Origin of the sequence: Streptosporangium sp. NPDC049376, assembly GCF_044466505.1 — a bacterium.
Taxonomy (GTDB): domain Bacteria; phylum Actinomycetota; class Actinomycetes; order Streptosporangiales; family Streptosporangiaceae; genus Streptosporangium.
This window is the reverse complement of the sequence record NZ_JBITMT010000001.1, coordinates 281,445-298,526: the sequence shown is the minus strand read 5'-3', so window position 1 is coordinate 298,526 and position 17,082 is coordinate 281,445. Positions and strand designations below refer to the sequence as shown.

Here is a 17,082-nt window from a genome sequence, read left to right as displayed (position 1 = left end):
AAGGAACGGCGAACGGACCGATGACGAGCACAGAAGAGTTCATCGAGCTCAGCGAGCGCCGCAGCGCGCACAACTACCACCCCCTCCCCGTCGTGATCCACGAGGCTCAGGGCGCCTGGGTCACCGACGTCGAGGGCAGGCGCTACCTGGACTGCCTGTCCGGCTACTCCTCACTGAACTTCGGCCACGGCAACCCGAGGATCATCGAAGCGGCCCAGGAGCAGCTGGCCAGGCTCACCCTGACCAGCCGTGCCTTCTTCCACGACCAGTTCGCCGCCTTCGCCGCCGGTCTCGGCGACCTCACCGGCAAGGACATGGTCCTGCCGATGAACACCGGCGCGGAGGCCGTGGAGACCGCGATCAAGGTGGCCCGCAAGTGGGGCTACGAGGTCAAGGGCGTGCCGGACGGCCAGGCCGAGATCATCGTGATGGAGGACAACTTCCACGGCCGTACCACCACGATCGTCAGCTTCTCCACCGACCCCGACGCCCACGACGGCTTCGGCCCGTACACCCCCGGCTTCAGGATCGTGAAGTACGGCTCGATCGAGGCGATCCGCGAGGCCGTGGGCCCCAACACGGTCGCGGTGCTGCTCGAACCCATCCAGGGGGAGGCGGGCGTGCTCGTCCCGCCGGACGGCTACCTCACCCAGGTCCGCGAGCTCTGCTCGGCGGAGAACATCCTGATGATCGCCGACGAGATCCAGTCGGGGCTCGGCCGTACCGGTGAGACCTTCGCCTGTGAGCACGAGGGCGTCGTGCCCGACGTCTACGTGCTGGGCAAGGCCCTGGGCGGCGGTGTCGTCCCGGTCTCGGCGATCACCGCCGACCAGGACGTGCTCGGCGTCATCAAGCCCGGCCAGCACGGCTCGACCTTCGGCGGCAACCCGCTGGCCTGCGCGGTCGCGAACGCGGTCGTCGAGATGCTCCGCACCGGCGAGTACCAGGCGCGGGCCAGGGAACTCGGCGCGGTGCTGCACGAGAGGCTGCGCGCCCTCGTCGGCCGGGGCGTGGTCACCGTACGTGGCCGTGGCCTGTGGGCGGGCGTCGACATCGACCCCTCCCTGGCCACCGGCAGGCAGGTCTCCGAGGCGCTGATGCGCCTGGGGGTGCTGGCCAAGGACACCCATGGCTCGACGATCCGTCTCGCCCCGCCCATCGTCGTCTCCGAGGAGGACCTCCTGTGGGCCGTCGACCGGCTCGCCGAGGCCCTGACGGAGTTCGCGAAGTAGGAGATCACCGGCCTCGGTTACGTTCCAGGCGATCTAGGCTGGAGTGGACATCACGCCGCCGCCGTGGAAGCCGCCGTACGGGCCGCCCCGGCGGACGCGGCGCGGGCGGTGACTCGGGGGGGTCGGCAGGTGGCGGCGTCGGGTGGGCTTGGTCGGCGTTCTCTCCTGACCGGGCCGGGCCCCGGCGTCAGGCCGCCCCTGCGCGCGCGGCTCACCGGCCCCGCGGGGCTTCTCATGGTCGCGATCTCCGTCGCGGCCATGCTCGCCGTCTCCCTGCTCGGGCCGTCCGCGGCGGTTCCCGAGTTGGGCGCCGGTGCGCCGCCCTGGTCCCTGCGCCTGGACCCGCCGCAGACGCCGGTGATCCAGCTCGGCTGGGTGGCCCTGCTCATCGGGGGCCTGGGGACGTGCGCCGCGCTGTACGCGCTGCGCCGCGGGTGGCTCCCCGTGCGGGGCCTGTTCGCGGCCGGCACGCCGCTCGTCGTCGTCCTCCTGACGCTCGTACCGCCCGCCGGGTCGACGGACGTGCTCAACTACGCGGTCTACGGACGGATCGCCGCCCTGGGACACGACCCGTACGTGACTCCTCCGGCCTGGCTGCACGGGATCGGCGACCCGGTCGGCGACCTGACCCCGCTCGCCTGGCGGAACACCCCCTCGGTTTACGGCCCGCTGGCCACCTGGGCGCAGCTCGCGGCCTCCCGGCTCGGCGGAGACTCCATGGCGGCGACCGTTTTCGCCTTCAAGGTCATCCTCGCCCTGGCGTTCCTGCTGTCGGCGGTCATGCTCGACCGGCTCGCCGGTCCGGAACGCGACCGGCGAGTCAGGGCGCACCTGCTGTGGAGCCTCAACCCGCTGATGCTGTGGCACGTGGTGCTCGGCGGCCACATGGACGGTCTGGGCGCGTTCCTGCTGGTGGCCGCCCTGTTCGCGCTGCGCAGGCCGGGGATGGGCTCCGGCCTGGTCTCCGGGGCGCTGCTGGGCGCCGCGGCGGCCGTCAAGGCGCCGTTCGTGCTGGCCGGGGCCGGGCTCGCCTGGGCCGCCCGCCACCGGGCGGGACCGTTCCTGACCCTGGGGATGGGCGCGTTCACCGCGCTGGTCACGCTGTACGCGACGCAGGGTCCCGAGGCGCTGGCGAACGTGGCGGGCAAGGTCGGCGACCGTTCGCTGGCCGACCCGTGGCAGGTGCTCGTCAAGAACCTGGGGCCCGAGGCCGTGGAGCTCGAAGGGCGGCTCGCCCTGGGCGCGGCGTTGATCGCCGCGCTCCTGCTGTGCTGGCGGCTGCCGCAGGGTCCGCCCGGCCTGCCCGCCGTACGGCCCGCGCTGGCGTGGTGCCTGGGCTGGCTGCTCACCTCGCCGGTGCAGCACCCCTGGTACGACGCGATGCTGTTCCCGCTGCTCGCCCTGATGCCCGCCTCCCGGCTCGACGGGCCGTTGCTCGTCAGGGGCGTCGTCACCGGGCTGGTCTACCTGCCGGGCGCGACCGCCCTGCTGCGGTTGCAGCCGACACCGTTGACCCGGTGGATCGCCGAGGTCTACCGGCCGTGGATCGCCCCGCTGGTCTCGGACGCCGTCATCCTGTACGTCGTTGTGCTCGCCCTGGCCGGTGCCCTGGGCCTGCGTGCCCTGCCCGTGGTACGGCGGGCCGCCGTACCCGAACGGGAGCCGGTCCACACCGGGTGAGCCGTCAGGTGAGGCGCACGGTGGTGATCTCGGAGACGTCGTCCCCGGAGATGGTCGCGGTGTCCCAGCGGGCCGAGGGCGGCGTGGTGTCCAGGGACAGGGTGGCCAGCGCGTTGGAGAACCACGGACCGTTGGTCACCCGCCAGGCGAACGGCGGCCTGGGAATGCGCGCCAGGCGTGCGAGCCAGCCGCCGACCAGGGTGGCCAGGCCGAACTGCGCGACGATGTTGGCCAGTCTGAGCGTACGGCTCAGCGGGTTGCGGATCGGCGAGCAGACGAGCTGGTGGACGGGCAGCCCGTCCACCTTGGCCACGTAGGAGTAGTGCACGTCACCGGAGAGCAGGATGACCGGTTTGCCGACCTTCGCCAGCAGCCGGGACAGGTCCTCGAAGGAACGGCGGAAGGCCGCCCAGTGTTCGAGGTCGAAGGCCTGGCGCAGGGCCTCCGACCAGCGGGCGACCGATCTTCCCCAGGCTCCCTGGGCGAGGGCCTCGTTCCAGTTCTGGACGTGGTGGATGCCCGCGGGCAGCAGGAACGGCACCGAGGTGCCGATCACGAAGCGCTCCGCGCCGTCCCTGTCGAGCTGCTCGACGAGCCACTCCCACTCGACCGGGTCGATCATGCGCCGGTCTCCGGGGGTGAGCTGCCTGGCGCAGCGGGAGTCGAGCATGATCAGACGGGTGTCGCCGAGGTCGCGGCAGTAGCTCCACCTGCTGTCCACCGGGACCTCGTAGGCGTGCTCGGCGAAGGCGTCGAGCAGCTTTCCCCCGTCGCCCTCGGCCGCGCGCAGCTCGCGGAACAGCCCGTCGGCGGCGCGCTCGGCCGGTGACATGTTGCCCAGGTGCTGGTAGATCCAGTAGGCGCCGAGGCCGGAGACCACCCGCCTGTGCCACCAGGGGACCCCGGCCATCTTCTCCCGCCAGTCGGCGGAGGTGTTGAAGTCGTCCCGCAGGTCGTGGTCGTCGAAGATCATCGCGGTGGGCACGGATGAGAGGATCCAGCGGATCTCCGGATCGGTCCAGGCGATCCGGTACAGCTCGGCGTACTCCTCGAAGTCGGCGATCTCGGTCCTGGGCTCGCTGTCCCTGCGCGCGGCGATGAACTTGAGCATCTCGGCGGACGGCTCGTCGGCGTAGACCTGGTCACCGAGCAGCAGGAGCAGGTCGGGCCACTCCCCTGGGGGCCTGCCGGCCAGGACGCGGGCGTAGGCGCGCAGCACGTCCACGCCGTGGGAGAGGGTGTGCGGGGCGTCGTGCGGCACACTGGTCCGGCACGAGCCGAACATCACCCTTTTCGGGCCGCCCGGATCCAGGAACCGGATGTGACCGGCCGGGCGGCCGGGCGGCGGCCACACGACCTCCCCGTCGAGACGGACCCGGTAGTCCCCCTCGCCCTCGACGTCCACGACGGCGTAGTGGTGGCCGTGGACGGAGAAGGTCGGCGAACTCGCCCGGGCCCCGTCCGCCTCGACGGTCACCTCGCACGGCACGCTGGTCTCGACCCAGATCGAGGCGCTCGTCGCGTCCACATGACGCAGCAGCGGACCGACCACAAGTTCCGGCACGTTCATCCCCTCAGGCCATCGCGGAACGGTTGGTTCCCGCCGTTTCGAGGTGTGCCTCTGCCCGGCGGACCGTTCGGATAACGACTGTCCCATCCCATTGGGGAAACGCACAAAAAACGGCCATCAGTCCGCAACATATCCATCATGACATGGCAAAGAACCCATAAATAGTGTGATCACCACAAACCATCAAGAGTGGAGCAATGGCGCTCCGCTCACCGCATGGAGGCCTGACCCTCATGACCCTCATGGTGCCGTCAAAGACGCCGGCGACCGCCCTCACCGACCACGATCCCCTCGAAGCCGCCCTGCGCCGTCTCGACGAGACGGCGCTCCTGCTCGGGCTGGACGACGGCCTGCGCGCGATGCTCGCCTCCCCCCGCCGCTCCCTGACCGTCTCGGTACCGGTCCGCCGCGAGGACGGCCGGATGGACGTCGTCCAGGGCTTCCGGGTGCAGCACAGCACCGTCCTCGGCCCGGCCAGGGGCGGCACGCGCTTCGCGCCCTCAGCAGGCCTCCAGGAGGTCACCGCGCTGGCCATGGTCACGACCTGGAAGCACGCGCTCGCGGGCGTGCCGTACGGCGGGGCCAGGGGAGGTGTCCGCGTCGACCCCGCGAGGCTGGACGCCCGGGAGCTGGAGCGGGTGACCAGGCGATACGTCAACGAGATCATGACGATCGCCGGTTCCGACGGGGAGGTCCCCACGCCCGACCCGGACGCCGACGAGCGGATCGCCGCCTGGATGGCCGACGGCCGTTCGGCACCCGGCACAACGGTCGGCACAGTGACCGGCACGGTGACCGGCACAGCGGCCGGCGAGGCCGTGGCGGCAGCCGTGCTGGGGGTCCTGGGAGAAGGCGTCCGTACGGTCGCGGTGCACGGCCCGGGCGAAACCGCCCGGCTGGCCGCGTTGCGCCTGGCCGAGGAGGGCTTCCGGGTGGTCACGCCCTCCGGCGGTGAGCCTCTCGGGCTCGGGGTGGACGCGCTCGTCCTGGCCGCCCCGGTCACCGCGGATCTGGCCCGCGACGTCAGGGCCTCTGTCGTGGTCGAGGCGGCCGACGGCCTGCTGTCCCCCGGGGCCGACGCGGTCCTCGCCGAGGCGGGGACCGTCGTGGTCCCCGACGTCCTGACGGGTGCGGGCGAAGTGCTCGCCGCCCGCCCCGACCTGGCCCGGCGGTGCTTCGACACGGTCGCGGCGACGGCCGCCGAGCGCGGGATCACCCTGCGTCAGGCCGCCTGGGCCGTCGCCGTCGGGCGGGTCTCCCGAGCGCACGGGGCACGGCTCCAAGACCCCCTGCCGTAAGCCTTCCGTGTCCCGCCCCGAGGCAGGGCGAAGGCCCGGTCCCCCTCGGGGCCGGGCCGTGAGACCTCCCGCCGCCCTCGGGGCGGCGGGGGAACGCTCAGGAGCGCAGCGCGGGAACGGCGGTGCCGTCTCGCTCGGCGAGCCTGCCCGCAGGCCGCTCGGCGAGCCGGTCCGACGGCCGCTCCGCGGGGGCCTCGTTCAGGGCCCTGACCAGTCGTTCGAGCTCGCTCATGAGTTGTTCGGTGCGTTCGGTGCCGTAGGCGGCCTCGATCTCCCTGTGGTGCTCCGCGATCGATCCCTCGACGCGGTTGAGCAGTTCGGCGCCACGGTCGGCGAGGAACACCGCGACCTTGCGGCGGTCGGCGGGGTCGTGACCGCGATAGACGAACGCGCGGTCGATGAGCCGGTCGATCGCCTTGGTGAGCGTCGGATGCGGCATCAGAACCGTCTCGGCCAGATCCCCCATCGAGTGACCACAATCGTCGGCGAGGGCACGAAGTATGCGCCACTGCTCGACGCTGACGTCCTCAGCGGTGAGCGCGGCGGCGAGACCCCGGTTGACACTACGCTCAGCTCGGCTGAGCAGGTAGGCCAGCGAGGATCCCAGCCCGGTCGTCACCATGTGAAGCTCCCGTCTGTATCCCGGGTGAGTAACGGGCCTCCCATACCCGTCCTTTCAGGAGGATACTCTGCAATGTGGCAGAAGCCATCACACCCGTGATCGAACCCCTGGAAGCTCAGCTCCTCCAAGGGGTCGCCCTACGTGTCGGGCTCGTGGTTCCCATCTCCGGGGTCCTCGGGCTTGTAGGTCCATGCGCGATCAACTGCGCCGTCCTCGCCTCCGACGAGGTGAACCTCACAGGCGGCATTCTCGGCAGACCGGTCGAGCTGGTCCTCATCGACGGAGGGAGACCCGCGGAGGAGGTGGCCGCCGAGGTCGGGGAACTGGCGCGCGGCAAGGTGATCGACGCGGTCGTCGGCACCTGTGGCAGTGACGTCCGGATCTCGATCGTGCGGGCGCTCGCCGGGCGCCTGCCGTTCGTCTACGCCCCTCCCTACGAGGGAGGCGGCCACTCCCCCGGCGTCTACTTCCTCGGGGAGACACCGGAACGGCAGCTCAAGCCGGGGCTCGACTGGCTGATCGAGCTGCGGCGGGCCAAGCGGTGGTTCCTGCTGGGCAACGACTACATCTGGCCGCGCCTGGTTCACGGGGCCACCCGGCGCTACCTCGCCTCGCGCGGGGCGTCGGTGGTCGGCGAACGCTACGTCCCGTACGGCAAGCCCGACCTGAGCAGGATTCTGGACCACCTGGTGGCCAGCAGGCCGGATGCCGTGCTTCTCAGTCTGATCGGCAGTGACCTGGTCGACTTCAACCGCGCCTTCACCGCGGCAGGCCTCGGCTTCCCCCGTCTCTGCGGGGCGCTGGAGGAGCACGGCCTGCTCGGCATCGGCGGCGACGACACCGGCGAGCTATACGGCGCTATGGGGTATTTCTCCAGTCTCGTCACCGATGACAGCTTGAGTCTGGGAGAGCGTTACACTCGCCGTTTCGGATCAAATGCGCCGTTGCTCAACGGGCACGGCCAGGGCTGCTATGAGGCGGTGCTGATGCTCGCGGCACTCGCGAGACGCGCGGGAACCCTCCACGTGCCCGCGCTTGACGAGGTCGCCGACGGCACCTCGATCATCACCGCGCGGGGACGCCTGACCCTCCAGGACCACGGGGTACGGCGTGGCGCCCACATCGGCAGAGCGGACGGTCTCGATTTCGACATCGTTCGATAAAAAGTTGCCTCTGCAAACTTTTCCTTTTCAAGGATTCGTCCTAAAGTGACGCTTGCAACATCTCTTTTAGGAGTAGTTCCATGACTACTGACCCCTCCCTGGAACAGTTCGGTTACCGGCAGGAGCTCCGAAGGACGCTGAGCTTCAACGACCTGCTGATCTACGGACTGATCTTCATGGTCCCGATCGCGCCCTTCGGGATCTTCGGAAGCGTCTTCCAGGCGTCCGGTGGCATGGTCGCACTCGCGTACATCATCGGTATGGTCGCCATGGCCTTCACCGCGTTCTCCTACGCGCAGATGGCCAAGGCCTTCCCGATGGCCGGTTCGGTCTACACCTACGCGGGCCGGGGAATCGTCGGTCCCGTCGGATTCATCGCCGGCTGGGCGATGCTGCTCGACTACGTGCTGGTGCCCGCGCTGCTGTACCTCATCGCCAGCCTGGCGATGGCGTCGTTCGTACCGCTGCCGGTATGGGCCTGGCTGCTGGTGTTCGTCGTCCTCAACACGGTCGTCAACTACACCGGCATCCAGATGACCGCGCGGATCACGAGGTACATGCTGATCGCCGAGCTCGTCGTGCTCGCGATCTTCATCGTCATCGGTCTGTTCGCGCTCCTTCAGGGCAAGGCGCAGACCGGCGCGTTGACTCCGTTGTTCAACCCCGACACCTTCTCCTGGCCGCTGGCCTTCGGTGCGGTCTCCGTCGCGGTGCTCTCCTTCCTCGGTTTCGACGGTATCTCCATGCTGGCCGAGGAGAGCAAGGTCGACAGCGCCAAGATCGGCCGCTCGATGATCGCCGCCCTGGGCCTGGCCGGTGCCCTGTTCATCGTGCAGACCTGGATCGGCGCGCTGCTCACCCCCAACCGCAGCCAGCTGCTGAGCGGTGGCGACCCCAACGGCACCGCCTTCTACGACATGGCCGAGTTCGCCGGTGGCCACTGGCTGAGCATCCTGACCGCGATCTCCACCGCCATCGCCTGGGGCTTCGCCAACTCCCTGGTCGCCCAGGCCGCCACCTCGCGTCTGCTGTACGCCATGGCCCGTGACCGCCAGCTGCCCGCCTTCCTCTCCAAGATCCACCCCAAGACCAAGGTGCCGGTCAACGCCACCATCCTGGTGGCTCTGGTCTCCCTGGCGGTCGGCATCTTCCTGGCCAACCGCGAGGACGGCGTCGCCCTGATCAGCGGCCTGGTGAACTTCGGCGCGATGACCGCCTTCCTGGCGCTGCACCTGTCGGTGATCGTGCACTACTTCTTCAAGAAGCGCAGCCGTGACCTGTGGCGGCACCTGCTCGCCCCGCTGATCGGCTTCGGCATCCTGGTCTACGTGGTGATCAACGCCAGCATCGCCGCGCAGGTCGTGGGCATCGTCTGGCTCGCCATCGGCCTGCTGGTGCTCGCCACCTTCTTCGCCTACGGCCGCCGCCCCCTGCTGGCCGCCCTCGGCGAGTCGCACGACGCCCCCCTGAAGTAGGTCCCCCGCGACGTCGCCGCACACCCCCCGCGTCACGCCCCCTTCCGATTCACACAAGGACAGTAGATGCACGAGATCTTTCTTGAGGTGGAGGAGGGTTCCACCTGTGCCCTCCCCGGTTCGGTGACGCGCCTCAGCCAGGCGGGTGTGCGGTGAACGTCGTCTCCTACCGTCCCTCCCCCGAGGAACTCAGCTACACCTTCGGCGGCAGGCCCGCCGTCGGCACGGTCAAGCCCGGCACGATCCTTGAGCTCTACACCGAGGACTGCTTCGGCGGCCGGGTCCGCTCCGTCGACGACCTGCCCTCGCAGGTCTGCGAGTTCCCCTACCTGAACCCGGTGACCGGCCCCTTCCACGTCGAGGGCGCCGAGCCCGGAGACACGCTGGCGCTGCACTTCGTCTCCATCGAGCCCGCCAGAGACTGGGCCGTGTCGGCGACGTTCCCGCACTTCGGGGCGCTGACCGGCACGCACACCACCGCCATGCTGACCCCGCCGCTCGACGAGGTCGTCTGGCGTTACGACATCGACGTGGCCGCGGGTGTGGCGCGTTACCACGCCCGCAACAGCGACTTCACCGTGGACCTGCCGCTCGACCCGATGCACGGCACGGTCGGCGTCGCGCCCGGCGCGTCCGAGGCCCGGATGACCATCACCCCGGACGCCCACGGCGGCAACATGGACACCCCGGAGCTGCGTGCCGGGGTGACCGTCTACCTCGGCGTCAACGTGCCGGGCGGCCTGTTCGCCGTCGGCGACGGGCACGCCCGCCAGGGCCACGGCGAGGTGTGCGGCACGGCCATCGAGTCGGCGATGAACACCGTGGTCGCAGTCGAGCTGATCAAGGGCGTCACCACCCCGTGGCCGCGCCTGGAGGACGACCACAGCCTGATGTCGACCGGTTCGGCCCGTCCGCTTGAGGACGCCTACCGGATCAGTCAGCACGACCTGGTCACCTGGACCTCGGAGGTCACCGGCCTGGAGACGCTGGACGCCTACCAGCTGGTCAGCCAGATCGGCGAGGCTCCGGTCGGCAACGTCTGCGACAGCAACTACACGATGGTCGCCAAGCTCCCCAAGGCCTACCTCGGCGGGGGCGGCGTCTACGAGTCGGCCCACGAGCGTCTGCGCGACCTGGGCCGGCAGTACCTCGCCCAGCGCTGACGGCGCGGGCCCGCGGGGAAGAGACGTCCCGCGCCGCGTACCGCCGGGGTACGGGGCGCGGGGCCTCCCGGAAAAGACCGGAAAAAACCGGAGAACGCCACGGGGCCGGTCCTCTCGGATCTGAGAGGACCGGCCCCGTCGTCGTTCCGCCCCGGCTCAGCCCGCGCCCGGGACCGTGACGTTCTTCTCCTTGAAGCCGAAGCCGCTGCCGGTGGCCTGCCGCTGCAGTTCGCCGAAGACGTCCTTGCTCGCGTCGAGGTCCTTCTCGGTCGCCGTCCCGCCCTTCAGTTTGCTGGTCAGGGCGGCGAAGCTGTTGGTCACGCTCTGCACCGCGTGGCACAGCGCCGGGTTGGCCTCGGCGAACCTCTTGGCCACCTTGAGCTCGTGGAGGGCGAACAGCCCGGCTATGGCGGCCTTGACGAAGGTGCGCTTGCGCTTGTCCGCACCCTCCTTGAACCCGCCTGCCCGCAGCGGCTTGTAGATGTAGCGGTGGAAGGCGCCCAGCGCGAGCCCGGCGTGCAGGGCGAAGCGTGTCTTGGCGAACCGCTTGGTGTTGCCCGTCGTCGGGCAGGGTGAGTTGTCGCCGGAGACCGTCGGCGACGGCGCGACCCCCGCCCCCTGCGCGCCGACCGGCCCGTTGGCCTGCCCGCCCGCCGCCGGCGCCCCGGCCGCCGGAGCCTTACTCGCCGGAGGCGCCATGGCCGAGGGTGCGCCGGTGCCGCAGCCGCCGAGCAACATCACCGCCAGGAACACCGCGGTCAGCGCGGCGCCCGATCGAGCACTCCGCTCAGTCACTTCTCCCCCTCGCTGGAAATCCGTGACGTCACGGCCGGTTTCCGCATGGGGGGATCATGGATGCCCGGCAACCGCCACAGACAGGATGAGACGGCTTTTCACCGCCCATGGCATCGTCTCCCACCTTCGGCCAGAAAACCGGCATCGACACACCCAGGGGACGACTCACCCCACGCAGGCGGCCACGATCTCCTCGCACAGGGCGTGGGTGGCCAGGGCGTCCCGCGCGTCCACCGGCGTGCCGGCGCGGACCGCGCCGAGGAACTCCAGGCAGGAGCGTTCGATGCCACGCTGGCGGGAGACGGGGGTCCAGTCTCCGCGCCGGGTCAGGGTCTCCGCGCCGGCGTGGTCGATCACGTCGGCGAGATTGACCACCCGCCGCTTGACTCCCCCGCCCATCACCTCGACCGTCTCCTCGGCGGCGCCGCTCACCCTGCTCATGATCCCGAAGGCCGTGAAGCCGTCCCCGGACAGTTCGAGCGTCACGTGTTCGAGCAGGCCGTCCCTGACCCTGGTCCTGATCCCGGTGTGGTCGACCCGTCCGGGCACCAGGAACCTGAGGGTGTCCACGACGTGGATGAAGTCGTCGAGGACGACCACCCGGGGGTCCTCGGCGAGGTCGGCCCGGTTCTTCTGCATCACGACCAGCTGGCGGGGCAGGCCGAGCAGGTCCGTGTACGGCGGCGCCCAGCGGCGGTTGAACCCCACGAAGAGCGAAACCCCCCGGTCGCGCGCGAGCCGTACCAGGCGCTCGGACTCGGCCAGCGTGTAGGCGATCGGCTTGTCCAGGTAGACGTGCACCCCGGCCTCGATCAGCGGTTCGGCGATCTCCACATGGGCCTCGGTCGCCGCGTGCACGAAGGCCGCCTCGACCCCGGCGTCGATCACCTCGCCGACCGAGGTGAGGCGGCCTCCGATCCGGTGGGCGTCGCCGAGGCGGTCGAGGGTGGCGCGGTCACGGGTGCACAGGTGCAGGTCGAGGCCGGGGAGCGCGGTCAGCACCGGAAGGTAGGCCTTGCGCGCGATGTCCCCGAGGCCGATCATGGCGATCTTCATGCTCAGAGCGTACGGCTCACGCCGCCCTGGCCGGCCGGTCGCGCCACCAGGCGATCGTCGCGGCCAGCGCCTCGTCCATCGGGGTCGGCGTCACGCCGAAGGTCGTCTGGAAGTCGGCCGAGTCCATGACGAAGGGCCGGACGAACTGGTAGCGCAGTTCCTCAAGCTCGGCGAGCATGGGGGACACGAGCCCTCCTGCGCGGATCATCCAGTGGGGCATGGACCTGACGCCGGGGTTCCTGACGCCCGCGATCTCGCACATCCGCTCGGCGACCTGGCGCGCCGTGATCGGCTCCGTCGTCGGGACGTGCCAGGCGCGGCCCCAGGAGCGGTCGTCGGTGGCGGCCGTCACCAGGGCGGCGGCCACGTCGGGCACGTAGGTCCAGCTGTGCGGCTGGTCGGGGTCGCCGATCATACGCACCGTCTTCCCGCCGAGCAGCCGAGGCACCAGCCGTTCCCCCAGGTGTGACTGGTCGAGGCAGCCGGGTCCGAAGTAGTCCGAACCCCGCACCTCGGTCACCCGGACCTGGCCCGCCCGGTGGGCCTCCAGCGCCTGCCGCCACATCCGCGCCCTGATCTCCCCCTTGGCGCTGGGCGGGGTGAGCGGGTCGTCCTCCCGCATGGGCCGTCCGGGAGCGGCGTAGACGTAGAGGTTGCCGAGGATGACGTATCCCGCCCCGCTCTCCCGTGCCGCGCAGAGCAACGACTCCGCCAGCGGCGGCCAGTCCTGCGCCCAGCGGTGATAGGGCGGGTTGACGCAGTTGTAGAGGGCGTCGGCGCCCCTGGCCAGGCCGGTCATCCGCCTCCCGTCGGCCGCGTCGGCGGCGACCCGGGTGACGCCCGGCAGGTCGGGACCCGATCCCGAGCGGCTGACGAGGACGACCTCGTGTCCCTGCCCGGCCAGGAGTCCGGCGACCTGCGAGCCGACCTGTCCGGCTCCCGCGACGACGTGCTTGCCCATGTCCGTTCCCTTTCCCTCGTTGTGCGCGGTCACTGGTTCCACACCAGCCGCAGCACGGCGTTGACGACGTAGACGGCGGCGAAGACGGCGCCGGGGGCCACGCGGCCCGCCATGACCAGCGCCGCGGCGCCGCCACCGAACCACAGGACCTCAAGGGCCACCCTGGCGAACCCGGTGAGCGGAATCATCGCGCCGTTGGCGGCGCCGAAGACCGCCCAGACCGCAATGAACAGGGCGGGCGCGCCGAGTCCGAGCAGCAGCCGCAGCGGCCAGTTCGACCCCACGGTGAAGCCCCAGTAGGCGGTCGAACCGAGAACGCCCAGTTCAAGCAGGAACATGACGAGGAGGTTGACGTTCTTGGCCAGGGACAGCATCGGGGGACTCCTTGCAGATTGCCATTCCGTTTCGAGAGCAATGCTCTCTCAGATCGGTCGCGCCGGTCAAGAGCAGTGCTCTCTTTTTCTTGCATCGCTCTGATATGGTCCGGACATGAGCTCAAGCCGCACGGCGCGCGAACGTGTCCGCGCCGAACTGACCAGGGAGATCACCGACATCGCACGAGGCCAGCTGGCCACGGATGGGGCGACGGGCCTGTCACTGCGCGCCGTCGCCCGGGAGATGGGGATGGTCTCCTCCGCGATCTACCGCTACTTCCCGTCCCGGGACGACCTGCTCACGGCTCTGATCATCGACGGCTACAACGCCCTCGGAGAGGCCGTGGAGCGGGCGGACGCCGCCGTCCCGCGCGAGGACCACACCGGCCGGTGGCTGGCGGTCTGCCACGCCGTACGGGACTGGGCGCTGGCCCACCCGCACGAGTACGCGCTGCTGTACGGCTCGCCGGTGCCCGGTTACAAGGCGCCGGTCGACACCGTCGCCGCGGCGATCCGCGACACCGTGGTCTACGGGCGGATCGTCTCCGACGCCCACGGCGCCGGGGTCCTGAACCCGCCGGGCGGCCTTCCCGCCCCGCCCGCGTCCTTCGGCGACGACGCGGGCCGGGTGCGGGACGTCATCCCCGAGGTCCCCGACGACGTCATCTCCCGCGCCCTGCTCGCCTGGACCGGGCTGTTCGGCTGGGTCAGCTTCGAGATCTTCGGCCAGTTCAACAACGCGGTCCTGGACCCCGCGACGGCCTTCGAACACACCATGCGCTGCCACGCGGCCCTACTCGGACTGCCCGTCTGAGTCACCGGCCGGTGAGCAGTGTCCGATACTCGTCGGGCAGGCCCGCCATGACGTCGAGGAAGCCCCGCTCCGTGGTGGCCTCGCGCAGCGTGGTGAAGACGGCCCTGGCGTGCCCCCGCACGTCCTGACCGTCCGCCCGCTGCCGCTCGGCCACCCGCAGCACGAAGTCCTCAAGCGGCATCCGCACGCTCTCCGCGCGTCCCTCCGCCGCCCCCCGCTTGAGCGGCTCGTGCAGCGGCACGGCCAGTTCGCCGATCAGGTTCTCCGCCCTGCCCTCGGCGACGCACTCGGCGAGCGTCTCCAGCACCGCCTCGGTCGCGCGGTGGGCGTCGGCGGCCTCAAGCCCGGCGCGGCTCGCGACCCTGGCGAGAAACTCCTCCGCGGGCATCACCCGGACGCCGCGCCGCCGGGCCTCGGCCACCAGGGAGTCGAAGTCCTCCGGCAGGCAGGCGGCCACGCCGTCGATCGCCCCGGGCGCGGTCACCTCGCCGAGCAGCCAGAAGACCTCCCGCGCGTGCCGCGCCGCCACCTCGACGTCGACCCCCTCACGCTCGGCGACCCGGCGCAGGAACTCGTCCACGTCGAAGGGCTCGGGAGCCCTGCCGGTGCGCATCCACGCGCGCACCCGCTCCGGTAACCGCCCGAGCAGCCCCTCGCCGACCGAGAGCCGCTCACCCAGCGTCCCGAGTGTCGCGCGCACCGCGCGTTCGGCCTCGTCCTCGCCCAGACCGGCGTACCGCCTCAGGGTGCCGATGAACTCCTCGTACTCCACGGCTCACTCCTCCCCCGGCTCCTCCGGCCCCTCCTATGGTCAGCTACCCCGAATCCCGAATCGGCCACCAACCGCCCCGGTCAACTCGGCGTAGAGGGGGAACGCCCCTCCTCCCGACCCCGCGGTACGGCCCGCGCGACCCCCGGGGAGGGCGGCGGATGCGCACTATGCGGAACTTTGCGTCCTACCTATTGACGCAAGAATTCAAATTCCTGTTAATTGTCGTCAATCCCGCGACGGCGACCTCCTGTGGAGCCCGTCCGCGGTGTCACCGTCCACCCCGGGGCCGGTCTCTTGTCGTTTCGTGCTCGTTTTTTCCGTCATGCAAGGAAGTGAAAGAATGCCGAGAAACCGCCTCACGTCATCCCTTTTCTCAATGGCGGTCGCCGGCGTGCTGGCCGCCGTTCCCCTGGCCTCCCCCGCCTCGGCCTCCACCGCCTCCGCCGCGCCCATCTGCGCGAGTGATTGGGATTCCGCCAAGGGCTACGCCGGTGGCCTGACCGCCTCCTACCAGGGCCACAACTGGCGGGCGAAGTGGTGGACGCGCGGCAACACCCCCGGCGGACCGTCGGGCATCTGGACCGACCAGGGCGCCTGTGAGGCGAGCGAGGGCAACTTCGTCGTCACCGAGGCGCAGTTCAACGAGATGTTCCCCAAGCGCAACCCCTTCTACACCTACAACGGCCTGGTCACGGCACTGAGCGCCTACCCCGCATTCGCGGGCACCGGCGGTGACACGGTCAAGAAGCAGGAGGCCGCGGCCTTCCTGGCCAACATCAACCACGAGACCGGCGGCCTGGTCCACATCGTCGAGGTGAACACCGCCAACTACCCCCACTACTGCGACACCGACCAGCCCTTCGGCTGCCCCGCGGGCATCTCCTCCTACTACGGCCGGGGCCCGATCCAGCTGAGCTGGAACTTCAACTACAAGGCCGCCGGCGACGCCCTGGGCATCGACCTGCTCAACAACCCCAACCTGGTGCAGACCGAGGCCTCCGTCGCCTGGATGACCGGCATCTGGTACTGGATGACCCAGAACGGCCCCGGCACGATGACCCCGCACAACGCCATGGTCAACGGCGCCGGATTCGGTGAGACGATCCGCAGCATCAACGGCCGCCTGGAGTGCGACGGCGGCAACCCCAGGCAGGTGCAGAGCCGCATCGACGCCTACAAGCGCTTCGCCGCGATCCTCGGGGTCGACCCGGGTGACAAACTGAGCTGCTAGCGGTCACGACGGGCGGGGGCGCGCACCCCCGCCTGTGAGGGCCGCCCGGACAGGCGTCCGGGCGGCCCTCACAACCATGTCACTCCTGGATCAGGCAGATCAGGTAGTGGCCGGGCAGACCCTCCTTGGCCCCGACGACCACCTTGGTGGGGTGGCTGTACCGGCAGGCGGCGACCGGGTCACCCGACCCCTTGTAGACGAGCCGCCCATTCCTGTCGGTGGAGTAACACCTGATGGAGCCGTACTCGTAGAAGCCCAGTTCTGAGCCGTAGCTGACCTTCGCGGCGCAGTACTCACCGGTGTTCATGGGCCCCTGCCCCTGCTCGACGACGGCGGCCTGCGCGGGGGCGGCCACCGACAACGCCGCCGAGGCGGCCAGCACGGCACCGGAGAGCAAAGTGAGAACACGTCGGGACATAGCTGTCTCCAATCAGAAAGGAAATGGCTGGTGTTTCCCGTTCTCCGCTGATCCCGAAGGACCGCCGGAAAGACTTCAGACCTCGACCAGGCAGATCAGGTAGTGGGACGGCAGGCCTTCCTTGACACCGACGATCACCCGGCCCGGGTTGCTCGACCGGCAGGCGTCGTAGGCGTTTCCCGTCCCCAGGTAGGCGAACCGCCCCCCGACGTAGCCGTAGCAGTTGAGGGAGCCGCGTTCGTAGAGACCGACGACGGAGCGGGAGTCGATCCGGGCGATGCAGTACTCACCCGTGGTGATCGGGCTCTCGCCGCGCTCGACGACGGCGGCCTGTGCGGGGGCGGCGACCGTGAGCGCCGCCGAGGCGGCCAGCACGGCACCGGAAAGCAACGTGAGAACACGTCCAGGCATGACTGTCTCCATAGGGAAAAGGCCTTCGGCTTTTCGTTCCCAGCTGT

At 70.3% G+C, this 17,082-nt stretch carries 17 protein-coding genes; 8 read left to right on the top strand and 9 right to left on the bottom strand.

Annotated features, from left to right (window positions below; all coding sequences use genetic code 11):
* Positions 1 to 20: 20 nt before the first annotated feature.
* Entirely contained in the window at positions 21 to 1,232 is a 1,212-nt protein-coding gene (gene rocD, locus ACIBVQ_RS01275) for an ornithine--oxo-acid transaminase (RefSeq protein WP_352008632.1), read from the top strand.
* A gap of 234 nt (positions 1,233 to 1,466) precedes the next feature.
* The gene (mptB, locus tag ACIBVQ_RS01270; protein ID WP_362774695.1) at positions 1,467 to 2,912 is read left to right on the top strand and encodes a polyprenol phosphomannose-dependent alpha 1,6 mannosyltransferase MptB; all 1,446 of its coding nucleotides are present in this window, start codon (positions 1,467 to 1,469) and stop codon (positions 2,910 to 2,912) included.
* 4 nt (positions 2,913 to 2,916) lie between these two features.
* On the opposite strand, the gene ACIBVQ_RS01265 is transcribed toward mptB, so the two are convergent.
* Positions 2,917 to 4,476 (bottom strand): alkaline phosphatase D family protein, encoded by a 1,560-nt coding sequence (locus tag ACIBVQ_RS01265; RefSeq protein WP_386190186.1) that lies wholly within the window; start codon positions 4,474 to 4,476, stop codon positions 2,917 to 2,919.
* Positions 4,477 to 4,715: 239 nt separating this feature from the next.
* On the opposite strand from ACIBVQ_RS01265, the gene ACIBVQ_RS01260 reads away from it, so the two are divergent.
* On the top strand, positions 4,716 to 5,780 hold the full coding sequence (locus ACIBVQ_RS01260; protein ID WP_399174910.1) for a Glu/Leu/Phe/Val dehydrogenase: 1,065 nt from the start codon (positions 4,716 to 4,718) through the stop codon (positions 5,778 to 5,780).
* A gap of 97 nt (positions 5,781 to 5,877) precedes the next feature.
* Here ACIBVQ_RS01260 and ACIBVQ_RS01255 read toward each other — a convergent pair whose 3' ends face one another.
* Entirely contained in the window at positions 5,878 to 6,402 is a 525-nt protein-coding gene (locus tag ACIBVQ_RS01255; RefSeq protein WP_399174908.1) for a MarR family winged helix-turn-helix transcriptional regulator, read from the bottom strand.
* Between the two features lie 74 nt (positions 6,403 to 6,476).
* Between ACIBVQ_RS01255 and ACIBVQ_RS01250 the strand changes: the two genes are divergently transcribed.
* From ACIBVQ_RS01250 to ACIBVQ_RS01240, 3 genes are all read left to right on the top strand, one after another.
* Complete coding sequence (locus tag ACIBVQ_RS01250; protein ID WP_362774684.1) at positions 6,477 to 7,565, top strand: substrate-binding domain-containing protein; 1,089 nt, start codon at positions 6,477 to 6,479, stop codon at positions 7,563 to 7,565.
* Positions 7,566 to 7,645: 80 nt separating this feature from the next.
* Positions 7,646 to 9,040 carry an APC family permease gene (locus tag ACIBVQ_RS01245; RefSeq protein ID WP_386190183.1) on the top strand — a complete coding sequence of 465 codons (1,395 nt, stop codon included), beginning with the start codon at positions 7,646 to 7,648 and terminating at the stop codon, positions 9,038 to 9,040.
* A 152-nt stretch (positions 9,041 to 9,192) separates the two neighbouring features.
* A complete protein-coding gene (locus ACIBVQ_RS01240) occupies positions 9,193 to 10,203 on the top strand; it encodes an acetamidase/formamidase family protein (protein ID WP_362774681.1) in 1,011 nt (336 codons plus the stop codon).
* A gap of 156 nt (positions 10,204 to 10,359) precedes the next feature.
* Here ACIBVQ_RS01240 and ACIBVQ_RS01235 read toward each other — a convergent pair whose 3' ends face one another.
* The 4 genes from ACIBVQ_RS01235 to ACIBVQ_RS01220 all read right to left on the bottom strand — a co-directional run bounded on the left by ACIBVQ_RS01235 (position 10,360) and on the right by ACIBVQ_RS01220 (position 13,389).
* Complete coding sequence (locus ACIBVQ_RS01235; protein ID WP_362774678.1) at positions 10,360 to 10,998, bottom strand: hypothetical protein; 639 nt, start codon at positions 10,996 to 10,998, stop codon at positions 10,360 to 10,362.
* A gap of 165 nt (positions 10,999 to 11,163) precedes the next feature.
* Positions 11,164 to 12,054, bottom strand: a complete 891-nt coding sequence (locus ACIBVQ_RS01230) for a Gfo/Idh/MocA family oxidoreductase (RefSeq protein ID WP_362910771.1) — start codon at positions 12,052 to 12,054, stop codon at positions 11,164 to 11,166.
* A 16-nt stretch (positions 12,055 to 12,070) separates the two neighbouring features.
* Entirely contained in the window at positions 12,071 to 13,015 is a 945-nt protein-coding gene (locus ACIBVQ_RS01225; RefSeq protein WP_352008622.1) for an NAD-dependent epimerase/dehydratase family protein, read from the bottom strand.
* Positions 13,016 to 13,044: 29 nt separating this feature from the next.
* Entirely contained in the window at positions 13,045 to 13,389 is a 345-nt protein-coding gene (locus tag ACIBVQ_RS01220) for a YrdB family protein (RefSeq protein WP_399174905.1), read from the bottom strand.
* Between the two features lie 115 nt (positions 13,390 to 13,504).
* Here ACIBVQ_RS01220 and ACIBVQ_RS01215 point away from each other — a divergent pair, with 115 nt between their 5' ends.
* Entirely contained in the window at positions 13,505 to 14,203 is a 699-nt protein-coding gene (locus ACIBVQ_RS01215) for a TetR/AcrR family transcriptional regulator (protein ID WP_352008620.1), read from the top strand.
* A gap of 1 nt (position 14,204) precedes the next feature.
* Here the strand turns inward: ACIBVQ_RS01215 and ACIBVQ_RS01210 are convergent, their stop codons facing one another.
* Positions 14,205 to 14,975 carry a DUF2267 domain-containing protein gene (locus ACIBVQ_RS01210; RefSeq protein WP_352008619.1) on the bottom strand — a complete coding sequence of 257 codons (771 nt, stop codon included), beginning with the start codon at positions 14,973 to 14,975 and terminating at the stop codon, positions 14,205 to 14,207.
* A gap of 376 nt (positions 14,976 to 15,351) precedes the next feature.
* On the opposite strand from ACIBVQ_RS01210, the gene ACIBVQ_RS01205 reads away from it, so the two are divergent.
* Positions 15,352 to 16,206 carry a glycoside hydrolase family 19 protein gene (locus ACIBVQ_RS01205; RefSeq protein WP_352008618.1) on the top strand — a complete coding sequence of 285 codons (855 nt, stop codon included), beginning with the start codon at positions 15,352 to 15,354 and terminating at the stop codon, positions 16,204 to 16,206.
* Between the two features lie 79 nt (positions 16,207 to 16,285).
* Here ACIBVQ_RS01205 and ACIBVQ_RS01200 read toward each other — a convergent pair whose 3' ends face one another.
* A complete protein-coding gene (locus tag ACIBVQ_RS01200; RefSeq protein WP_352008617.1) occupies positions 16,286 to 16,624 on the bottom strand; it encodes a hypothetical protein in 339 nt (112 codons plus the stop codon).
* A gap of 75 nt (positions 16,625 to 16,699) precedes the next feature.
* Positions 16,700 to 17,035 carry a hypothetical protein gene (locus tag ACIBVQ_RS01195; RefSeq protein WP_399174902.1) on the bottom strand — a complete coding sequence of 112 codons (336 nt, stop codon included), beginning with the start codon at positions 17,033 to 17,035 and terminating at the stop codon, positions 16,700 to 16,702.
* Between the last annotated feature and the right edge of the window lie 47 nt (positions 17,036 to 17,082).

What these genes read in the sequence shown, in the direction of transcription:
- rocD (WP_352008632.1), top strand. Translation starts at nt 21, where the DNA reads ATGACGAGCACAGAAGAGTTCATCGAGCTCAGCGAGCGCCGCAGCGCG.
- mptB (WP_362774695.1), top strand. Translation starts at nt 1,467, where the DNA reads ATGGTCGCGATCTCCGTCGCGGCCATGCTCGCCGTCTCCCTGCTCGGG.
- ACIBVQ_RS01260 (WP_399174910.1), top strand. Translation starts at nt 4,716, where the DNA reads ATGACCCTCATGGTGCCGTCAAAGACGCCGGCGACCGCCCTCACCGAC.
- ACIBVQ_RS01255 (WP_399174908.1), bottom strand. Translation starts at nt 6,402, where the DNA reads ATGGTGACGACCGGGCTGGGATCCTCGCTGGCCTACCTGCTCAGCCGA.
- ACIBVQ_RS01245 (WP_386190183.1), top strand. Translation starts at nt 7,646, where the DNA reads ATGACTACTGACCCCTCCCTGGAACAGTTCGGTTACCGGCAGGAGCTC.
- ACIBVQ_RS01230 (WP_362910771.1), bottom strand. Translation starts at nt 12,054, where the DNA reads ATGAAGATCGCCATGATCGGCCTCGGGGACATCGCGCGCAAGGCCTAC.
- ACIBVQ_RS01225 (WP_352008622.1), bottom strand. Translation starts at nt 13,015, where the DNA reads ATGGGCAAGCACGTCGTCGCGGGAGCCGGACAGGTCGGCTCGCAGGTC.
- ACIBVQ_RS01220 (WP_399174905.1), bottom strand. Translation starts at nt 13,389, where the DNA reads ATGCTGTCCCTGGCCAAGAACGTCAACCTCCTCGTCATGTTCCTGCTT.
- ACIBVQ_RS01215 (WP_352008620.1), top strand. Translation starts at nt 13,505, where the DNA reads ATGAGCTCAAGCCGCACGGCGCGCGAACGTGTCCGCGCCGAACTGACC.
- ACIBVQ_RS01205 (WP_352008618.1), top strand. Translation starts at nt 15,352, where the DNA reads ATGGCGGTCGCCGGCGTGCTGGCCGCCGTTCCCCTGGCCTCCCCCGCC.
- ACIBVQ_RS01200 (WP_352008617.1), bottom strand. Translation starts at nt 16,624, where the DNA reads ATGTCCCGACGTGTTCTCACTTTGCTCTCCGGTGCCGTGCTGGCCGCC.
- ACIBVQ_RS01195 (WP_399174902.1), bottom strand. Translation starts at nt 17,035, where the DNA reads ATGCCTGGACGTGTTCTCACGTTGCTTTCCGGTGCCGTGCTGGCCGCC.